Consider the following 17,526-nt stretch of genomic DNA (forward strand, 5'->3'; position numbering starts at 1 on the left):
GCGGGCCGGCGCGCTATCCGCCTCCGGCGCCGGGCCACGCGCGGAGCGCGGCGCGCTCCGGGGGCTCCGACGCCGCCAGGGCTTCGGTCAGGGCGGTGTCGAGGAGGGCGTCGACCCGGACGCGGCGGCCGGTCTCGGCGGACTCGACGGCGGCGGTGACCATCGCGAGGCTCCGTACGTTGTCGTGGACCTCGCCCATCGGTACGTCGCCGGTACGCAGCGCCCGTACGAACTCCGCCAGGGAGCCGGTGATCCCCTTCGGCACCGGCTGCGCGTCCGGCGCCGGCGCCGCCGGGGCGGGCACGGCGGCGTCCGCGGCGTTGGCTGCGTCCGCGGCCTCCGCGGTGACGGGGTTCGCGCCGTCCCAGACCAGCGAGCCGTGTTCGGAGCTCAGCCGCCAGGCGCCGTTCCAGGAGGTCGTCAGGCCCGGGCTGCACCAGCTGCCGGTGAAGACGTAGCGGCTGCCGCCCGTCATCTCGAAGACGGCGGTGGTGGCGGCCGCGCCCGCGTACCAGCTCCAGGGCGGGTTGTACTCCTCGCAGTGGACCGACACGGGGTCCGCGTCCAGCAGCCAGCGGGCGGTGTCGAAGGGGTGGATCGCCATGTCGATCAGCAGCGGGTGGTCCATGGCGTCGCGGAACCCGCCGAAGTGCGGGTCCCTGAAGAACTCGGTCGTGAGGATGCCCGGCCGGCCCAGCGCCGCGGCGCGGTCCCGGAACGCGAAGAGGTGCGGGTGGTAGCGGCGCGACTGGCTGACCATGAACAGCCGCCCCGCCGCCTCCGCCGCCGCGGCCAGCCGCAGGGCCTCGGCGAGCGTGGCGGCGAGCGGCTTCTCGCCGAGCACCGGCAGCCCGAGCCCCAGCGCCTCCAGGGTGACGGGCAGGTGGGCCTCGGGCACGGTGACGTCGACGACCGCGTCCGCCGCGGCGGCGCGTGCCAGCGCGGTGAGGCTCGTGCCGGTGGGCACCTCGCCGGCGCCGGTCTCCTGAAGTGCCCGTACGGCCGCCGCGGGGTCGGTGTCCACGACGCCGGCGAGGGTGACGTCCGGTGAGGCGGCGATGGTACGCAGCCACAGCCGCGCCATCCGGCCCGCGCCCACCACCACGACGCGCAGCGGCGCGCCGTCGTCCGGCACCGTCGCGAAGGACCGAGGCGTCACGGCCGCCCGCCGTCGCCGTCGCCCTCGCCGCCGTCGCCGGTACCCGCCCACCAGCCGGTCTCGCTGTGCACCAGCCGCGGCGCGGCGCCGTCGCCGCCCGGGGCGGCCCAGCGGACGCCGTTGGCGATGACGCGGCGTACGTGCGGGTGGTGGTAGACCGGGTAGTCCTGGTCGCCGGGGGAGAAGTAGAAGACCTTCCCGTGCCCGCGCCGGAACGTGACTCCGCTGCGGAAGACCTCGCCGCCGCTGAAGGAGCTGACGAAGACCAGCTCGTCGGGGGCGGGGATGTCGAAGAACTCCCCGTACATCTCCTGCTGTTCGATGACGATCGGGTGCGGCACGCCGGCGGCGATCGGATGGGTGGGGTCGACGGTCCAGACCAGCTCGCGCTCGCCCTCGTTCCGCCAGCGCAGGGTGCAGGTGGTGCCCATGAGCCTGGTGAAGACCTTCGACCAGTGCGCGGAGTGCAGCGCGACCAGCCCCATGCCGGCGAGCACGCGCCGGTGCACCCGCTTGACGACCTCGTCGGCGACCTCCCGGTGGGCCAGGTGCCCCCACCAGGTCAGCACGTCCGTCTCCGCGAGCACCTCCTCGGTCAGCCCGTGCTCGGGGTCCGCCAGCGTCGCCGTGCGCAGCCGCACACCGTCCCCCAGGTGCTCCGCGATCCCCTGCGCGATGGCGCCGTGCATGCCGTCCGGGTACCGCTTGGCGACCTCGGGCTCGCGCTGCTCGTGGAGGCCCTCGCCCCAGACCGTGACGCGCAGCGGGGCAGCCGGTGGCTTCGGCGACGACATGGGATCTCCCTCGCACTTACAAGAACACGCAGAAAATTTTTCGAAGCGGCGCTACGGAAGCTAGAGGGCCCCGCCAGGACCGTCAAGATCCCTGGCAGGAGAGGGCCCGTGGCCGGAGCCGGGGGAGTCGAGTAGGGTGCGCTAGGCAGGGCAGGACAAAGAAAGCACCGTGCTGGGCACGACGGTGTTCCGAAATTTTATCGGTAAGGCAGAGAGCGGATCGTGACCCGTACCAGGATGCCGCGACCCACACTCGCGCAGATCGCCGAGACGGCCGGCGTGTCGGTCTCCACTGTCTCCAAGGTCCTCAACGGCCGGGACGACGTCTCCCGGGACACCCGCGCCAAGGTCGACTCCGCCCTGCGCGAGCACCGCTACCGGCGCCGCGGCGCGTCGCTGAACGAACCCGGCGCCCGCACCGTCGACCTGGTGATGAACGGGCTCGACGGGTCCTGGCCGGCGAGCGTCGCGAGCGGTCTTGAGGCCGCCGCGTACGAGGCCGGGGTGCACGTGGTGATCTCCGTCGCCCGGCAGGGCGCCGCCGCGAACAACCACGCCGCGCAGGACTGGGTGGACCGCGTGCTGGAGCGCGACAGTGCGGGCGTGGTGCTCGGCCTCATCGAGCCGGCCCCCGACCAGCTCGCCCGGCTGCGGCAGGCGCAGGTGCCCATCGTCGTCATCGACCCGCTCAGCGACCCGCCGCCCGACGTGATCTCCGTCGGCACGACCAACTGGGCCGGCGCCTACGAGGCGACCACCCACCTCCTCGACCGCGGCCACCGGCGCATCGCCCTGGTGACCGGTCCGCCGCACCACCTCTACGCCCGTGCCCGCACCGCCGGCTACCGCTCCGCCATGGCGGCGGCCGGCGCCGAGGTGCCCCCCGAGCTGGTCCGGCACGGCTCGTACGACCGCGCGAGCGGCGCGGAGCAGGTGCGGGCGCTCTTCGTGGCGCCGGAGCCGCCGACCGCCCTGTTCATCTGCTCCGACCACATGGCCATCGGCGGCTACGAGGCCCTGGCCGCGGCGGGGCTGCGGGTGCCCGGGGACGTCAGCATCGTCGGCTTCGACGACCTGCCCGAGGCGCGCTGGGTCGCCCCGGCGCTGACGACGGTGCGCCAGCCGCTCAAGGACATGGGCAGCAGCGCGCTGCGCACGCTGCTGCGGCTGATGAACGGCGACGAGCTGGAGAGCCCGCGCGTCGAGCTGGCGACGACCCTGGTGGTACGCGGCAGCACCGCCGCCCGGGACTGACCGGAGCCCACGGCTCCGCCCGCCGCTCCGCCCGCGCCCCCGCTCCCCGGGCCCACCCCGGTTTCGCAACTTCTTCGTACGTCCCGTGCGTGAAGCCTTGACGGCCGGCACGGCGCGTTCTTATGGTCCGGGCGTACGACAAGAGTTGCGAAACTTTTTTACCTCGGGGAGGGGTGACGGTCCATGACCTCCGGACGGCGGCGGGCTCTGGTGGTGCGCGGTGGCCGCGACGGCGACCGTCCGGTGCAGACGACGAACATGTTCCTCCCGTTCCTCCGCGAGCACGGCTTCGATGTCGTCGTCGAGGACTCGCTGGAGGTCTACGAGGACGAGGACCTGCTGCTCGGCACCGACCTCGTCCTCCAGTGCTTCTCCCGGGGCGACATCACCCGCGGCGAGAGCGCCGGGCTGCTCGCGGCGGTCCGGGCCGGCACCGGCTTCGCGGGCTGGCACCGCGGCGTCGTCGACGCCTTCCGCGAGGACCCCGGCTACCAGCTCATGACGGGCGGGACGTACGCCGGCGACCCCTCGGGCGGCGGACCCCTGCGCGTCCGGCTGTGCGCCGCGCACGCCGACCACCCGGTCCTCGCCGGGCTCGACGACTTCGCCGTGGACACCGACGGGTGCTGGACGCTGACCGACCCGCTCAACGACGTGCTGGCCACGGTCACGTACGACCCGGACGACACCCGGCAGCGGGCGGTGACCGTGCCCGCGGTGTGGACCAGGACGTGGGGCAAGGGCCGCGTCTTCGTCTCCACGGTCGGCCGGGTGCCCGCCGACTTCCGCAACCCGCACGTGCGCACCCTCACCCGGCAGGGGCTCCTCTGGGCCAGCCGCTGACCCCGGCTGCCGCCTCGCCGCCCGGCCCGGCCCACCCCACCCCACCCCGACACGCAGATCCCCCGACTCCCGTAGGAGAGATCACGTGCACAAGAGAAGACTGCGCAGGTACCTCAGCCTGCTGACCGCCGGCCTCCTCGCCGGCCCGGCCCTCCTGCTGAGTACGTCCAGCTCCCAGGCCGCCCCGCTCGAACCGGCGGCCGCGGCCCCCGAGTTCCAGCAGGTGCCCCTGGCCAAGGGCGACGCCGATACCGGCGAGCCGATGACCATGGCGATGCTCCCGGACAACTCGGTCCTGCACACCTCGCGCGACGGGACGGTGCGGCTGACCACCGCCGCCGGCGCCACCGGCGTGGCCGGCAAGCTCGACGTCTACAGCCACGACGAGGAGGGCCTGCAAGGCGTCGGCGTCGACCCGGGCTTCGCGGACAACCGCTTCGTCTACCTCTACTACGCGCCGTCGCTCGACACCCCCGCGGGCGACGCGCCGGAGACCGGCACGGCCGCCGACTTCGCGCCGTTCGACGGTGTCAACCGGCTCTCCCGGTTCGTGCTGAAGGACGACGGCACCCTCGACATGGGCAGCGAGAAGAAGGTCCTCGACGTACCCGCCTCCCGCGGCGTCTGCTGCCACGTCGGCGGCGACATCGACTTCGACGCCGACGGCAACCTCTACCTCTCCACCGGCGACGACACCAACCCGTTCCAGTCCGGGGGCTACTCCCCGCTCGACGAGCGCGCCGACCGCAACCCGGCCTTCGACGCCCAGCGCTCCTCGGCGAACACCAACGACCTGCGCGGCAAGATCCTGCGGATCAAGGTCAACGCCGACGGCTCGTATGACATACCCGAGGGCAACCTCTTCGAGCCGGGGATGGAGAAGACCAGGCCCGAGATCTACGCCATGGGCTTCCGCAACCCCTTCCGCTTCACCGTGGACAAGCCCACCGGCACCGTCTACGTCGGCGACTACGGTCCCGACGCCGGCGCCGCGAACCCCGACCGCGGCCCGGCGGGCCAGGTCGAGTTCGCCCGGGTCACCGAGGCCGGGAACTACGGCTGGCCGTACTGCACCGGCGCCAACGACGCCTACCAGGACTACGACTTCGGCTCCGGCACCTCCGGCGCCGCCTACGACTGCGCGGCCCCCGTCAACGACTCGCCGCACAACACCGGGCTGACCGAGCTGCCGCCGGCGCAGGCCGCGTGGATCCCGTACAACGGCGGCTCCGTGCCCGAGTTCGGCGACGGCTCCGAGTCCCCCATGGGCGGCCCCGTCTACCGCGAGGCGGAGACGGACCCCGGGTCGGAGGTGAAGTTCCCCGCCGAGTGGGACGGCGACTTCTTCGCCGGCGAGTACGGCCGCCAGTGGATCAAGCGCATCGAGCAGGGCGGCGACGGCACCGTGCAGTCCATCAACGACTTCCCCTGGACCGGCACGCAGGTGATGGACATGGACTTCGGCTCCGACGGCGCGCTGTACGTCCTGGACTACGGCACCTCGCCCGACACCCGCGGGCTGTACCGCATCGAGAACATCACCGGCGGCCGGTCCCCGATCGCCGCGGCGTCGGCCGACGTCACCTCCGGGCAGGCGCCCCTGGACGTGCGGTTCTCCGCCGAGGGCACCACGGACCCGGACAGCACCGACCTGACGTACGCCTGGGACTTCGGTGACGGCGCCACCTCCGACCAGCCCGACCCGGCCCACACGTACGCCGGGAACGGGACGTACGACGCCACCCTCACGGTCACCGACCCCGGGGGGCTCAGCGGCACGGCCGACGTGCGGGTCGTCGTGGGCAACACCGCGCCCACGGTGAAGCTGGACCTGCCGGAGAACGGGCGGCTGTTCTCCTTCGGAGATGACGTCCCCTTCGAGGTGACCGTGACCGACCCCGAGGACGGCGACGTCGACTGCTCGAAGGTCGAGGTCACCTACGGTGTCGGACACGATTCGCACGTCCACGACCTCACCTCGGCCAACGGCTGCTCCGGCACCATCGACTCGCCCGCCGACGGCGAGCACGACCCCAACGCCAACCTCTACGGCAGCTTCACCGCCACGTACACCGACGGCGGCGGCGGGGGCCAGGGCGCCCTGACCGGGACGGACACCTCCGTCGCCCAGCCCCGGCACCGGCAGGCCGAGCACTACACCGACTCGCAGGGCGTCAAGCAGTACAACAAGACCCCCGCCCACGGGGGCAAGACCGTCGGCGACATCCACAACGGCGATTGGATCGCCTTCGAGCCGTACGTCCTGTCGAACGCCACCGAGTTCACCGCCCGCATCTCCTCCGCCGGCGACGGCGGCACCCTGGAGGTCCGGGCCGGTGCCCCCGACGGCAAGCTCCTCGGCTCCGCCGAGGTGCCGGTGACCGGCGGCTGGGAGACCTTCCAGGACGTGACGGCGGAGCTGTCGGACGCCCCGGCGGGCACCACGAAGCTGTACCTCGTCTTCCAGGGGACGGACGGCCCGTTCCTCTTCGACGTCGACGACTTCACGTTCACCACCGGCAGCACGGCCGAGGAGGACGAGAACGTCCTCGTCTTCTCCAAGACGGCCGGCTTCCGGCACGACTCCATCCCCGAGGGCATCGCCGCCATCGAGGAACTGGGCGCCGAGAACGGCTTCGGCGTCGACGCCACCGAGGACGGCGGCGCCTTCACCGCCGAGAACCTGGAGAAGTACGAGGCGGTCGTCTTCCTCTCCACCACGGGCGACGTCCTGGACGCGGAGCAGCAGCAGGCGTTCGAGGACTACGTCGCCGGCGGCGGCGGATACGTCGGGGTCCACTCCGCGGCCGACAGCGAGTACGACTGGGAGTTCTACGGCGGCCTGGTGGGCGCGTACTTCGACGGCCACCCGGCGATCCAGGAGGCGACCGTCACGGTCGAGGACCGCAAGCACCCGGCCACCGAGCACCTGGACAGGAAGTGGGTGCGTACGGACGAGTGGTACAACTACCGGACCAACCCGCGTGAGCAGGCCCACGTCCTCGCCACCCTCGACGAGTCCAGCTACGACGGCGGCACCATGGGCGAGGACCACCCCATCGCCTGGTGCCAGAGCTACGAGGGCGGCCGGGCCTTCTACACCGGCGGCGGCCACACCAAGGAGTCGTACACCGAGCCTGCCTTCCGCGCCCACCTGCTCGGCGGCATCCAGTACGCCGCGGGCGCGGCCGAGGGCGACTGCGACGACGCGAAGCCCGGCTACTCCCCGATCTTCGACGGCACGTCCACCGAGGGCTGGCAGCAGACCGGGCCCGGCTCCTTCCGCGTCGAGGACGGCACGCTGGTCTCAGAGGGCGGCACGGGGCTGCTCTGGTACGAGGCCGAGGAGTTCGGTGCGTACTCGCTGAAGCTGGACTGGAAGACGGCCGGGGACGACAACTCCGGGGTCTTCGTCGGCTTCCCGCCGCCCGCCGGCTGGGAGGACGCCATGGACAACGGCTACGAGGTCCAGATCGACGCCACCGACTCCGACGACCGGACCACCGGCGCGATCTACGGCGTCCAGGCCCCCGACACCGCGGTGCGGGACAGGGTGCTCAACCCGCCGGGGGAGTGGAACACGTACGAGATCCGGGTCGAGGGCGAGCGGCTGCGGGTCTTCCTCAACGGTGAGAAGATCAACGATTTCACCAACACCGACCCTGTCCGCAGCCTGACGGACGGGCATGTGGGGATCCAGAACCACGGTGAGGGGGACGAGGTGGCGTTCCGCAACATCCGGGTGAAGGAACTGCGGTGACCGCCGCGGGCTGAGGCCGCCGGGGCCTCCGGGGGCCTTCGGGGGCCTGTGGGGCCGCCGGGGGCCTCCGGTACCGCCGGGACCTGCGGCCACGGGCGCGCACCGCCCTCCATGTCAATCACGGTTGACGTGGAGGGCGGTGTCAACGTAGGTTGACGGTATGAGTGAGGCTACCGAACTTGCCGAGCGGGCCGGGGGCGCCGACCCGCGGGACGGGCTCCGGGCCGTCGCCGCGCTGCGGCGGCTGCTGGAGCAACTGGAGGCCGTGCAGGTGCGCAGCGCCCGCAACCAGGGCTGGTCGTGGCAGGAGGTCGCGGCCGAGCTGGGGGTCAGCCGGCAGGCGGTGCACAAGAAACACGGGAGGCGCTGATGTTCGAACGGTTCACCAAGCCCGCCAAGGACCTCGTCCGCGGCGCGGCCGAGCACGCGGAACGGGTCGGCGACCCGTACGTCACCGCCGAGCACCTGCTCCGCCGGCTGCTCGCCACCTCCGGCACCCCCGGGGCCGTCGCGCTCGCCACCGCCGGGATCGACGGCGAGGAGCGGCGCTCCGCCGTCGAACGGGACCTGAACGAGGCCCGGCGGCGCGGCGGGATCACCAAGTCCGACACCGCCGCCCTCGCCGGGATCGGCATCGACGTCGCCGAGGTCGTCGACCGCGTCGAGTCCACCCACGGCCGCGGCGCCCTCGCCCGGTCGCGGGCGTGGCGGCGGGGCCGTACGCGCTTCGACGCGGACGCCAAGGCGGTGCTGGAACAGTCCCTCAGGGTGGCCCTGGGCCGCGGCGACAAGGCCATCGGCGACGAACACATCCTGCTCGCCCTCGTCGCCGCGCGCGGCATCCCGGCGGAGGTCCTGGCCGACCACGGCGCGACGTACGCGGCCGTCGAGGCGGCGCTGCCGGCGGTGCAGCGGGCGGGGTGAGGGGGGAGCGCCCGGGCGGGGGAGCGTCTCGGAGGGGGAGTGCGCGGACCGCCCGGGTCGGGAAGGGCCCGGCCCGGCGCCGGTTCAGCAGGAGTTCGTCGTGCCTTCCCGGTAGTCCAGGTCGCCGACGGACTTCCAGCCCCGGGTCTGGGTTCTCTTGAGGCGGCCGTAGACCCACCGGTTGCCGTTGTCGTCGACGTGATAGCACCACGCGTAGAAGACGTCGCCCCGGTCCGCCCGGGCGACGTCGCCGCACTCGGCGGCGGGCCGGGTCTTCAGGTCGCCGCTTCTTTGGAATACCTCGACGGCGCTGGAGCTGTTGGTATGCGGAACGTCGTCGCAGGGCGACGGGGAGGCGGTGTCCCGCGTCGTCCCTAACGCGAATCCGGATCCGGCGACAAGCCCGGATCCCGCCAGCAGCGCGGCGGCCGCGAGCAGGGCGTTGACTCTGCGGGCCAGGGAGGTGCGGCGTCGTCGTGCTGACATGACATCCTCTCAGAAACCGGTCGGAGGTCCGGGGCGCGGGGGCCGGCGCACGTGGTCGGGGCATGTGCTCACCGGTGTCGGCCGCTCCACACTCCTCGCAGCGAGCGATCGTTCAGCCAGAGTTTTCCGTCGGTGCCTGGCACGCCGATATTAATTTCCCAGCCATCGTCGCTGAAGTCCATGATCTTTACGGCGGGGGCGGCGATATCGGGCCGGGATCTTCTTTCCGGCGGCGGGGTGGAAACGGGGCGGGGTTTTCCGAAGGGTGGTGGTTGCGCTCGCCCCGGGTGTGCTGGGGGTTGCGGGGGTCGCGGGGGTTTCGGGGTTTTGGTGGTTGCCGTGGTTGCGGAGGTTGCCGCGTGGGCCGGAACGGCGGGGCGGCGGCACCTGCGACCGTGGCCGCCGCGGGGGTGGGGCGGTGTCGGGGTGGGCGTGCGTGGGCGTGGGGGCGCGGCGACGGGGCACCTGTGTCGGGGGTGGCCGGGGGCGGTGGGTGGGGCGGTGTCGGGGTGGCGGGCGGGCGTGTGGGGGCGCGGCGTCGGGGTGGTGGAGCATTTGTCCCCCGGGGCCCTGCTGCCCGGTGTGTCAGGAGTGCGGGGCGTCGGGCTTGGTCGGCGAAGTGGCGGAGCTGGGCGGCGATCGGCCCTCGTATCGCGTCCGCACCGCAGGGCGCCCCACTGGCGCTGCCGCCCTGCGGCGATGCGCCTGCGGCTGCTCGCCGCCCCCGGGAGGGAACGCGCCGCGTATCACAACCCGCGGTAACCCCCTTCCCGAACCCGGGCAAATCGCCCGCCGGGGCCGAGTTTTGACCACTTACGTGCGTGCGGGCCGCCTTTTCGGCCGTATCCGGCCCCCGGGGGCGCTCGGTGTGCACGTGGCGGTGACGAACCCGGGGTAACCCACCCGCCAAACCTCCCTAAATCGGGCTCTTCGCGATCGAGGGTGTAGTTGGGGACGCCTCGGCTGATCGACTCGATCAACTGCCTCATCAGGCGGCCGGCGACCATGTCCAGAAGCCGCGCCGGCCCGGTGCCATCGCGGATCGGCGTCAGGTCGATGATTACGGTCACGTACTTGTCGCCACGCCGGGTGTGCCGCCAGACGTGCTCGTCCACGCCGACGACCTGCACGTCGTCGAAGCGGTGCGGATCGTCGATCAGGACCCGGCGGCCCTCGGCCAGGACCGCGTCGTTGGCGGTGTTCCACGAGACCCCCAGAGCGTCGGCGACGCGGGCGACACTCAGGTGTTGGCACACCAGGGCTTCCAGCGTCCACCACAGGACACGTCGCGACAGCGTCGCGCGCGGCTCGGCGGCCCGCGACGTGTCCTGGCGCCACACGTGACCGCACCCGGTGCACCGGTATCGGCGGAGGCCGACCTCCAACACCGTGGGCCGCCACCCGAACGGCTCGTGCGCCAACCGCCGGACCACCGTGTCCCTGGCCGCGCCCTGGCATCCGCAGCGACGACACCATCTGTCGGGCTCGACAACCCGGCACCGGAGAATCGCCCGATCGGGCTCCAACCGCTGCCCGAGCACGTCGAGCCCGAGATCATCAAGACGAGCGAACGTGGTCAGGTCAGGGCGGGCGAAGGTAGCGTCAGACACGCCGAGGTCCTCCAGATGGACGGCATACTCACCTCCATCCTCGGGAGACCTCGACCCCTACCCGGCCACCGACGCGCCGACCGGTCTACACCCTCAACTGCGACTGCGAAGAGCCCAAATAGCCCCCGGTGCGAGGGTCGGCCCGAGTGCTACGTTCGGGCCATGACTAGACCCGGTGAGATCCTCGGCAGCGTGGTCGCCGCCGGCGAGCGCGAACAGCTCGAGACGTTCCTGGATTACCTGCGCGACGCCGTCGTGCGCAAGGCCCGCGGGGTGTCGGAGGAGGACGCCCGGCGCAGCCCGGTGCCGACCGGCACCAACCTCGGCGGCCTGATCAAACACCTGCGGTGGGTGGAACTGGGCGGGTTCGCCGAGCAGATCGGGCAGATCCCCGCCGCGGAGCTGCCCACGCCGCCGTGGACCGACGCAGACCCGGAGGCCGACCTGCGGCTGGAGCCGAACGAGAGGCTCGACGACGTCATCGGCGCCTACCAGGCGGAGTGCGACCGCTCCCGCGAGATCGCCGCCCAGCACAGCCTCGACTACGCACCGCGGGGCAAGGAGCTGACGTTGCGGTGGGTGTACCTGCACGTGATCCTGGAGACCGGCCGGCACGCGGGCCACGCGGACATCCTGCGCGAGATGATCGATGGCAGCGTCGGCGACTGACGGCTCGCGGCGCGTCGTCGGTCCGTGTTCCGGTCGTCGGAGGCGGCGTTACACCGGTATCGGCGGAGGCTGACCTCCAACACCGTGGGCCGCCACCCGAACGGCTCGTGCGCCAACCGCCGGACCACCGTGTCCCTGGTCGCGCCCTGGCATCCGCAGCGACGACACCGTCTGTCGGGGTCGACAACCCGGCACCGGAGAATCGCCCGATCGGGCTCCAACCGCTGCCCGCGCACTTCGAGCCCGAGATCATAGTCACCTCCATCCTTGAGAGACCTCGACCCCTGCGAAGAGCCCTAATCGCCCACGGGGGTGGAGTTTCGCCCACCCACGTGCACACGGCGGGCTCTGGGCTGCGCCGGGGCGCGTGCGGTGGCCCGGATGGCGGTGCGGGCGGGATGCGAGGGCCGATCGCCGCCCGCTCCGTGACATCGCCGACCACACCCCGGCGCCCGGCGCTCCTGGAGAACCGTGCGGCGGGGCCCCGGGGGGCCAATGCTCCACACCCCCGTCGACCCAGCTTTCCTGCGCGCCGCCCCACCCCGTCCACCCCGGAGCCCGGGTACGTGCGCGAACGGACCGACCCCTGCGCCGGAGGCCGCCCCCGTCCGCCGGGTGCATCCGCGAGCGGGCGGGACCGGGCCGGGGTGGCCCCCCGTCGTCCGGGCTTCGCCTTCGTAGGGGGGTCGGAGGACGCCCCGGGGGTGCCGCGCGGCATCGGGTGCACCGGCGCGGGCCCCGGCGGATCCGGGCTTCTGTGACGTACCGCGGTTTGGTCGGCGCCGCTTCGGGCGGTGCCGGTCGGCCACCGGCGGCCGTCTGCCCCGGTGCCGTTGCCGGCGGCCCGGCTCACCGTACGGGTCCGGTCGGCCGGGCGCCGCTCTCGTCGGGGCCGGGCTGCTGGTCCGCGTACCGCGGTGAACTCCGTGGCGTACCGCCGGGGTGGGGGCGGGCTACTGCGCCGTGAGCAGGTGCGTTGTCAGAGGAGACGCATACCCTTGGGCGGGAGTGCGGGGGACGTGTTTCCGGGGATCGTTGCTCGGGGCTCGGGGCTCGGGGCTCGGGGCTCGGGGCTCGGGGCTTTCGGGCAAGGAGGGTTGGGGCTGCGGGTACAGGGTCCCTTGGGGCCGGGGCTCCGGGAGACGCCGACGCCGCCCTCCCCCTCGCCTTGGGCGGGGGTGGGCGGCGTTGCGGGTGCGGTCAGGCGGAGAGTTCGCCTGACTTGACGGCGCTGACGAACGCGGACCAGGCGGCGGCCTCGAAGATCAGGGCGGAGCCGTCGGGGTCCTTGCTGTCACGGACGGGCACGAGGGCGGGGTGGTCGTCGGAGACCTCGATGCATTCAGCGTGCGTGGTGTCGCTGTGGCTCGACTTGCGCCAGGTGGCGGTCTGCAGGAAGTCGTCGGAGACCTCAATGCACTGGCCGCCGTCAGGGTTGCTGTAGCTGCTCTTGCGCCAGGTGACAGTACTCAGGTCGATTCGTCGCACGGGACTTCCTCCAACGTCTGCACGATGAGCTTGCGCGACTCGGCCGGTGTGAGCGCCCGATCGCGGACGGCATCGTACGCGAGCTGCAAACGCTCAACTGACCCGTTTTCCTGGACGAGTTCGCCGCGGTGGGCATTTTCCGTATACGCCACGGTACGCCCTTCGGGCAGGCGCAGGAACATGACGTCGGTGCTGACGAGCGGGTGCGCTCCGGCGCTGAAGGGGAGCACTTGGAGCGTCACTCAGGTTGTGCTCGGCCATCTCCAGCAAGTGCTCCAGCTGTTCCCGCCATGCCTTCCGATCGCCCAAGGGCATGCGCAGCACCGCTTCGGAGAGAATGGACCGAAAGCGCGGCTCGCGCTCGCTGTCCAGCAGCATGCGGCGGTTCATGCGAGCCTCGACCTGCTGCTCCAGCTCGTTGCCTTTCGCGCCGCCTGCCGAGAGCAGCTCGCGTGCGTACTCCTCGGTCTGGAGCAGGCCGGGGAGGTTGCTCACCGCGAAGTGCCACAGGCTCGTCGCCTCTTTCTCCAGCGTCATATACCGCCTGTACTGTTCCCTGAACTGCGTCGGATCCGCCGCCGCCACCTCCCACAGCGCCAACACCAACGGCGTCGTCCCGTAATGCGTGTCCAGCGCCTCCGCCACCTCCGGGCTCCCCAGCGTCGCCCCCGTCTCCAGCTTGTGGAACAACGACGGATCCCAGCCCAGCGCCTCGCCGAGCTGCCGCAGACTCTCTCCCTTCTTCGTACGCAGTAACCGCAGCTCCTCCGCGAATCGCTGCCGTGCTTCCTGGCTTCGTCCCGTGACTGCTCGTCGTGGTGGCATGCGCCGTTCTCCCGTCGCAGAAGGTCTGGAACAACCGCCGAGGGCCCCCGCGCCGACCTGTGTGAGCGTCGTCACACGACCCTCCTGGCGGCACACTCGTAGTCAACCCGCTACGGACTGTAGTTGTCCAGCCTTTCCGACCACCAGATCAACCGGCTTACGGAGCAAGCCCATGACCGAAATGTGGAAGATGCTCTTCACCCCCTACGCCAAGAGCGTCCGCCTCGTCCGCGCGCAGGTCACCAAGGCCCTCGCCGCCTGGGGCTGCTGCGGGGACGCCGCCGACAACATCGTGCTGATCTGTAGCGAACTGGCGACCAACGGCCTACCGGTACTCCAGCACGCGCGCACCCCCGGGCGGTTGTTCATGGTGCGGCTCACCCTGCGTGGGCGGGACTGCCTCGTCGAGGTCAGCGACGCGACCCGCATCCCGCCCCGCAAGCTCGCCGCCGGGCCCGATGACGAGCGTGGCCGTGGGCTCCAACTGGTCGCCGAACTGGCGGAGTGCGTGGGTCATCACGACCGGGCGCCGCTGGGGAAGACCGTCTGGGCCCGGGTCAGCCTGCCGGACTGACCGCCCTGCCGGACTCACCGCCGGCCGGACGGTGACGGGGTAGGCGGCGGTCTACGAACCTGCCGTGACCTCTACTTCCTTCGTGAACGGGCCCCACTTCCCGTCCGGGAGCTTCGCCCGCACCTTCACGGCGTAGGTGGCCTTCTCCTGCTTTTCCAGCGGCAGGTTGATCCGGCCCGTCTCCTTCGGCGCCGACTCGCCCAGCACCAGCTTCGAGCCGAACTTCCCGTTCAGATACACCTCGTACTCCGTGATGTCCCCGCCCGCCTTCGGGGCGTTCCACACCAGGTCGAGGCTCCAGGCGCCGGCCTCCTTCTTTGCGGTGGCCTGGAGGTCCGTCGGGAGTTCCGCGCGCGCCTTGCCCTCGGGGGCCGGTTCCGTCGTGACGGTGGCCGGCGGGCTGTCCGGGCCGGAGTTGTCGGCGGCGTCGCGGGCCTTGACGGTGAAGGTGTAGCGGGTGCCGGGGCGGAGGGTGGTGACGGAGGCGGTGGTCTTCGTGCCGCCGACGCTGTGGATCTTGGTGCCTTCCTGGAAGATGTCGTAGGACGTGATTCCCTTGTTGTCCTCGGCCTTCGTCCAGGTCAGGGTGGCCGAACGGGGCCCGTCCGCGCGTGCCTTGAGGGTGGCGGGGCGCGTGGGGGGCTTGCTGTCGTCGCTGTCCGCGGAGGGGGTGGTGACCGGGGTGGCCTTGCCGGCGCCGGAGACTTTGCCGTCGGCGTCGCGGGCGCGGACGGAGAAGGTGTACGAGGTCGAGGGCTTGAGGCCGGTGATGTCGACCATGTGCTTCGCCGCCGGTACGTTCTGGATCTTGGTGCCGTTCCGGTACACCTCGTAGCGCCGTATCTCCTCGGCCGCGGCGGACCTGTTCCACATGACGTGTGCCGACGTGGAACTGCTGGTGTAGACGGTGACGCCGGTGGGGACGGCCGGGGTGTCGGGTGGTTCGGCGGCACCGCTGTCCGAGCTGCACGAGGTCGCGGTCAGGGCGACGAGGCAGGCGGCGGTGGTGCTCAGCGCGGCGAGCGTGGGGGTGGGCCTCACAGGGACGCCTCTCATCGTGCGGAGCAAAGGTCCAGACCTTTTTCGCACACTCACCGCGTACATTTCAAGATGCCTGCGGAGGCCGGGGTTTCAGTCGGGCCGGCCGCCCCCGCGCAGCAGCGCGGCGAGGTGGGCCGCCGCGGTGGAGAGGTGGCGGCGGGCCTCGCGGAGCTGGTCCGGGGAGACGCCGTTGTCGCGGGCGGCGTCGCGGACGTCGTCGCGGAACCGGTCCAGCAGGCGCTCCAGTTCGCGGGCCAGCTCCGCGGGGGTGGCGTCCTGCGGGGTGTCGTCCTCGGCCCACTCCGGGGTGTCGGCCGGGTCCGGCTTGACGTACGGCGGCCACGGCGTCGAGACGCCGCCCATCGGGGTGTGTCCGCCGGGCGTGCCGGTCCACGCCCCGCCGGGGGGTGCCGGGGTGGCCGCGTCGGCCACCTTGTCGGCCGGCGAGTCCGGGGCCGGCGTCTCCGGGGCCGGCGCCGGGCCCGTGCCGCGGCCGCCGAAGCCGCCCAGGTTCCCCAGCTCCCGCGTCAGCTCCGCCAGCCCGTCCATCAACCCGCTCTGCCAGTCGCCCGTACGGACCCTCGTCTGCACCTGCTCCTGCACCTGCCGCGCGATCCGCTCCGCCTCGCTGCGCACCCGTTCCTGCGTCTCGCGCGCGTGCTTGCGCGCCTGCTCCGCGTCCTGCCGGGCGCGGCGCGTCTCGTCCTTCGCGCGCCTCGCCTGCTCCTTGAACTCCTGCTTCGCCCGCTTGAAGTCCTCCTTCGCCTGCCGCCACGACTCCTTCTCCCCGGCGCCCGCCCCGCGGGCCCCGCCCGACGTGCGGCTCTCCTTGGCGGCCTGCCGCATCTCGCGGCGCAGGTCGCTGGCCGTGCCGCTGACGTCCGCCTGGATCTCGGCGGCCAGTTCGGCGACGGACTCGCGGATCTCCAGCTCCAGTTCGGCCAGCTCCGCCTGGCGGGCGGCCAGTTCGGCGCGGCCGGCGTCGGTGATGGCGTAGACCTTCCGGCCGCCCTCGGAGGCGTGCGTGACCAGGCCCTCGGTCTCCAGCTTGGCGAGCCGGGGGTAGACGGTGCCGGCGGAGGGGGCGTAGAGGCCCTGGAAGCGCTCTTCGAGGAGGCGGATCACCTCGTAGCCGTGGCGGGGGGCCTCGTCGAGGAGCTTGAGCAGGTAGAGCCGGAGCCTGCCGTGGGCGAAGACGGGGGGCATGTCAGAGCACCTTCTTGTCTGCGGGGCCGGGCGCGTCTTCCGGCTCCTCGTCCACCCCCGGCGGGCGGCGGAGCAGGGCCAGGGCGCCGGAGACGGTGGTCGCGCGCAGCGTGCCCTTGCCCGTCCCCAGGCGGCCGGACACGGACTTCGCGCCCCACTGGCCGCTGACGTCCAGCGCGTCGAAGGCGTTGGAGACGGCGCCGCTCGTCGTGCTCGCCTGCACCTCGACGTCGGGGCCCTCGGGCAGCCGCAGGGCGATCTCGCCCGACACCGTGCTGACGCGGACGTCGGCGGCGCGGGCGGCGGGGGAGAGGTCGATGATCATGTCGCCGCTGACGGTGTCGGCCTGGACGCTGCCGCCGGCGCCGTCTATCAGGGTGAGGGGGCCGGAGACGGAGTTGTAGCGCAGGTCGCCCTCCACCGCCTGAGCCTCCAGCGCTCCCGAGACGGTGTCGGCGCGGACCGGGCCGGAGAGCCCGACGAGCGTGGCGCCGCCGCTGACGCCGCGTACGTCCGTACGGCCGGCGATGCCGGAGACGACGGCGTCGGCGCCGACGACGCCGACCTCGACGCGGGCGGCGGCGGGCACGGCGAGGGAGACGACGACGCGGCGGCGCCAGCCCTTGCGGTCGAGCCACTTCAGGAAGCCGCGCCAGGGCAGGTCCTCGTACGCGACCGTAAGCTCGCCGTCCTCCAGGGAGACCCGCAGCGGCGGCCCCTCGATCTCGCTGACCTCCAGCCGGGCGCCGGCGTCGCCGTGGGTGCCCACGACGTGCACGGCCCCGTTGACGATCCGCACCTTCAGGGCCGTGACCGGCTCCTCGAAGGCGAGGGTCTGGGGATCGGCCACCAGCTGCACCGACATCCACGGCCTCCTGACTTCCGGCTCTCGC

General features: G+C 72.4%; 14 protein-coding genes and 3 pseudogenes. 7 read left to right on the forward strand and 10 right to left on the reverse strand.

Annotated features, from left to right (window positions below):
• Positions 1-13: 13 nt before the first annotated feature.
• Complete coding sequence (locus ACHZ99_RS22935; RefSeq protein WP_420306582.1) at positions 14-1,159, reverse strand: Gfo/Idh/MocA family protein; 1,146 nt, start codon at positions 1,157-1,159, stop codon at positions 14-16.
• Complete coding sequence (locus ACHZ99_RS22940) at positions 1,156-1,953, reverse strand: ThuA domain-containing protein (RefSeq protein WP_420306583.1); 798 nt, start codon at positions 1,951-1,953, stop codon at positions 1,156-1,158. The genes ACHZ99_RS22935 and ACHZ99_RS22940 overlap by 4 nt, the downstream gene beginning before the upstream one ends.
• A gap of 237 nt (positions 1,954-2,190) precedes the next feature.
• Here ACHZ99_RS22940 and ACHZ99_RS22945 point away from each other — a divergent pair, with 237 nt between their 5' ends.
• The 5 genes from ACHZ99_RS22945 to ACHZ99_RS22965 all read left to right on the forward strand — a co-directional run bounded on the left by ACHZ99_RS22945 (position 2,191) and on the right by ACHZ99_RS22965 (position 8,734).
• The gene (locus ACHZ99_RS22945) at positions 2,191-3,207 is read left to right on the forward strand and encodes a LacI family DNA-binding transcriptional regulator (RefSeq protein ID WP_420306584.1); all 1,017 of its coding nucleotides are present in this window, start codon (positions 2,191-2,193) and stop codon (positions 3,205-3,207) included.
• Positions 3,208-3,390: 183 nt separating this feature from the next.
• Positions 3,391-4,050, forward strand: a complete 660-nt coding sequence (locus ACHZ99_RS22950) for a ThuA domain-containing protein (protein WP_420306585.1) — start codon at positions 3,391-3,393, stop codon at positions 4,048-4,050.
• Between the two features lie 85 nt (positions 4,051-4,135).
• The gene (locus tag ACHZ99_RS22955) at positions 4,136-7,810 is read left to right on the forward strand and encodes a ThuA domain-containing protein (protein ID WP_420306586.1); all 3,675 of its coding nucleotides are present in this window, start codon (positions 4,136-4,138) and stop codon (positions 7,808-7,810) included.
• A gap of 160 nt (positions 7,811-7,970) precedes the next feature.
• A complete protein-coding gene (locus ACHZ99_RS22960; protein ID WP_420306587.1) occupies positions 7,971-8,180 on the forward strand; it encodes a helix-turn-helix domain-containing protein in 210 nt (69 codons plus the stop codon).
• Positions 8,180-8,734, forward strand: a complete 555-nt coding sequence (locus ACHZ99_RS22965; RefSeq protein WP_420306588.1) for a Clp protease N-terminal domain-containing protein — start codon at positions 8,180-8,182, stop codon at positions 8,732-8,734. The genes ACHZ99_RS22960 and ACHZ99_RS22965 overlap by 1 nt, the downstream gene beginning before the upstream one ends.
• A gap of 84 nt (positions 8,735-8,818) precedes the next feature.
• Here the strand turns inward: ACHZ99_RS22965 and ACHZ99_RS22970 are convergent, their stop codons facing one another.
• Both ACHZ99_RS22970 and ACHZ99_RS22975 read right to left on the reverse strand, forming a co-directional pair.
• Positions 8,819-9,220, reverse strand: a complete 402-nt coding sequence (locus ACHZ99_RS22970) for a hypothetical protein (protein ID WP_420306589.1) — start codon at positions 9,218-9,220, stop codon at positions 8,819-8,821.
• 992 nt (positions 9,221-10,212) lie between these two features.
• Positions 10,213-10,830: pseudogene (locus tag ACHZ99_RS22975) on the reverse strand (ISL3 family transposase); the annotation flags it as partial.
• A gap of 162 nt (positions 10,831-10,992) precedes the next feature.
• Between ACHZ99_RS22975 and ACHZ99_RS22980 the strand changes: the two are divergent.
• Entirely contained in the window at positions 10,993-11,499 is a 507-nt protein-coding gene (locus tag ACHZ99_RS22980; RefSeq protein ID WP_420306590.1) for a DinB family protein, read from the forward strand.
• A gap of 49 nt (positions 11,500-11,548) precedes the next feature.
• Here ACHZ99_RS22980 and ACHZ99_RS22985 read toward each other — a convergent pair.
• From ACHZ99_RS22985 to ACHZ99_RS22995, 3 genes and pseudogenes are all read right to left on the reverse strand, one after another.
• Positions 11,549-11,750, reverse strand: a pseudogene (locus tag ACHZ99_RS22985) (ISL3 family transposase); the annotation flags it as partial.
• A gap of 949 nt (positions 11,751-12,699) precedes the next feature.
• A complete protein-coding gene (locus ACHZ99_RS22990; protein ID WP_420306591.1) occupies positions 12,700-12,987 on the reverse strand; it encodes a DUF397 domain-containing protein in 288 nt (95 codons plus the stop codon).
• A pseudogene (locus ACHZ99_RS22995) lies at positions 12,969-13,812 on the reverse strand (helix-turn-helix domain-containing protein). Before ACHZ99_RS22995 ends, ACHZ99_RS22990 begins: the two are co-directional and overlap by 19 nt.
• 172 nt (positions 13,813-13,984) lie before the next feature.
• Here ACHZ99_RS22995 and ACHZ99_RS23000 point away from each other — a divergent pair.
• Entirely contained in the window at positions 13,985-14,386 is a 402-nt protein-coding gene (locus ACHZ99_RS23000) for an ATP-binding protein (protein WP_420306592.1), read from the forward strand.
• Positions 14,387-14,437: 51 nt separating this feature from the next.
• Here ACHZ99_RS23000 and ACHZ99_RS23005 read toward each other — a convergent pair whose 3' ends face one another.
• From ACHZ99_RS23005 to ACHZ99_RS23015, 3 genes are all read right to left on the reverse strand, one after another.
• Positions 14,438-15,427: a fibronectin type III domain-containing protein gene (locus ACHZ99_RS23005; protein WP_420306593.1), complete on the reverse strand. Its 990-nt coding sequence runs from the start codon at positions 15,425-15,427 to the stop codon at positions 14,438-14,440.
• A gap of 90 nt (positions 15,428-15,517) precedes the next feature.
• Positions 15,518-16,633: a helix-turn-helix transcriptional regulator gene (locus ACHZ99_RS23010; RefSeq protein ID WP_420306594.1), complete on the reverse strand. Its 1,116-nt coding sequence runs from the start codon at positions 16,631-16,633 to the stop codon at positions 15,518-15,520.
• Between the two features lies 1 nt (position 16,634).
• Positions 16,635-17,498, reverse strand: a complete 864-nt coding sequence (locus ACHZ99_RS23015) for a DUF4097 family beta strand repeat-containing protein (RefSeq protein WP_420306595.1) — start codon at positions 17,496-17,498, stop codon at positions 16,635-16,637.
• Positions 17,499-17,526 lie beyond the last annotated feature (28 nt).

The sequence above is a fragment of the Streptomyces sp. MAR4 CNX-425 genome (genome assembly GCF_048656465.1).
GTDB lineage: Bacteria > Actinomycetota > Actinomycetes > Streptomycetales > Streptomycetaceae > Streptomyces.

Excerpts from the sequence above, each read along its gene's own strand:
- ACHZ99_RS22940 (WP_420306583.1), bottom strand. The coding sequence starts at position 1,953 with ATGTCGTCGCCGAAGCCACCGGCTGCCCCGCTGCGCGTCACGGTCTGG.
- ACHZ99_RS22945 (WP_420306584.1), top strand. The coding sequence starts at position 2,191 with ATGCCGCGACCCACACTCGCGCAGATCGCCGAGACGGCCGGCGTGTCG.
- ACHZ99_RS22950 (WP_420306585.1), top strand. The coding sequence starts at position 3,391 with ATGACCTCCGGACGGCGGCGGGCTCTGGTGGTGCGCGGTGGCCGCGAC.
- ACHZ99_RS22960 (WP_420306587.1), top strand. The coding sequence starts at position 7,971 with ATGAGTGAGGCTACCGAACTTGCCGAGCGGGCCGGGGGCGCCGACCCG.
- ACHZ99_RS22965 (WP_420306588.1), top strand. The coding sequence starts at position 8,180 with ATGTTCGAACGGTTCACCAAGCCCGCCAAGGACCTCGTCCGCGGCGCG.
- ACHZ99_RS22970 (WP_420306589.1), bottom strand. The coding sequence starts at position 9,220 with ATGTCAGCACGACGACGCCGCACCTCCCTGGCCCGCAGAGTCAACGCC.
- ACHZ99_RS22980 (WP_420306590.1), top strand. The coding sequence starts at position 10,993 with ATGACTAGACCCGGTGAGATCCTCGGCAGCGTGGTCGCCGCCGGCGAG.
- ACHZ99_RS23000 (WP_420306592.1), top strand. The coding sequence starts at position 13,985 with ATGACCGAAATGTGGAAGATGCTCTTCACCCCCTACGCCAAGAGCGTC.
- ACHZ99_RS23010 (WP_420306594.1), bottom strand. The coding sequence starts at position 16,633 with ATGCCCCCCGTCTTCGCCCACGGCAGGCTCCGGCTCTACCTGCTCAAG.
- ACHZ99_RS23015 (WP_420306595.1), bottom strand. The coding sequence starts at position 17,498 with ATGTCGGTGCAGCTGGTGGCCGATCCCCAGACCCTCGCCTTCGAGGAG.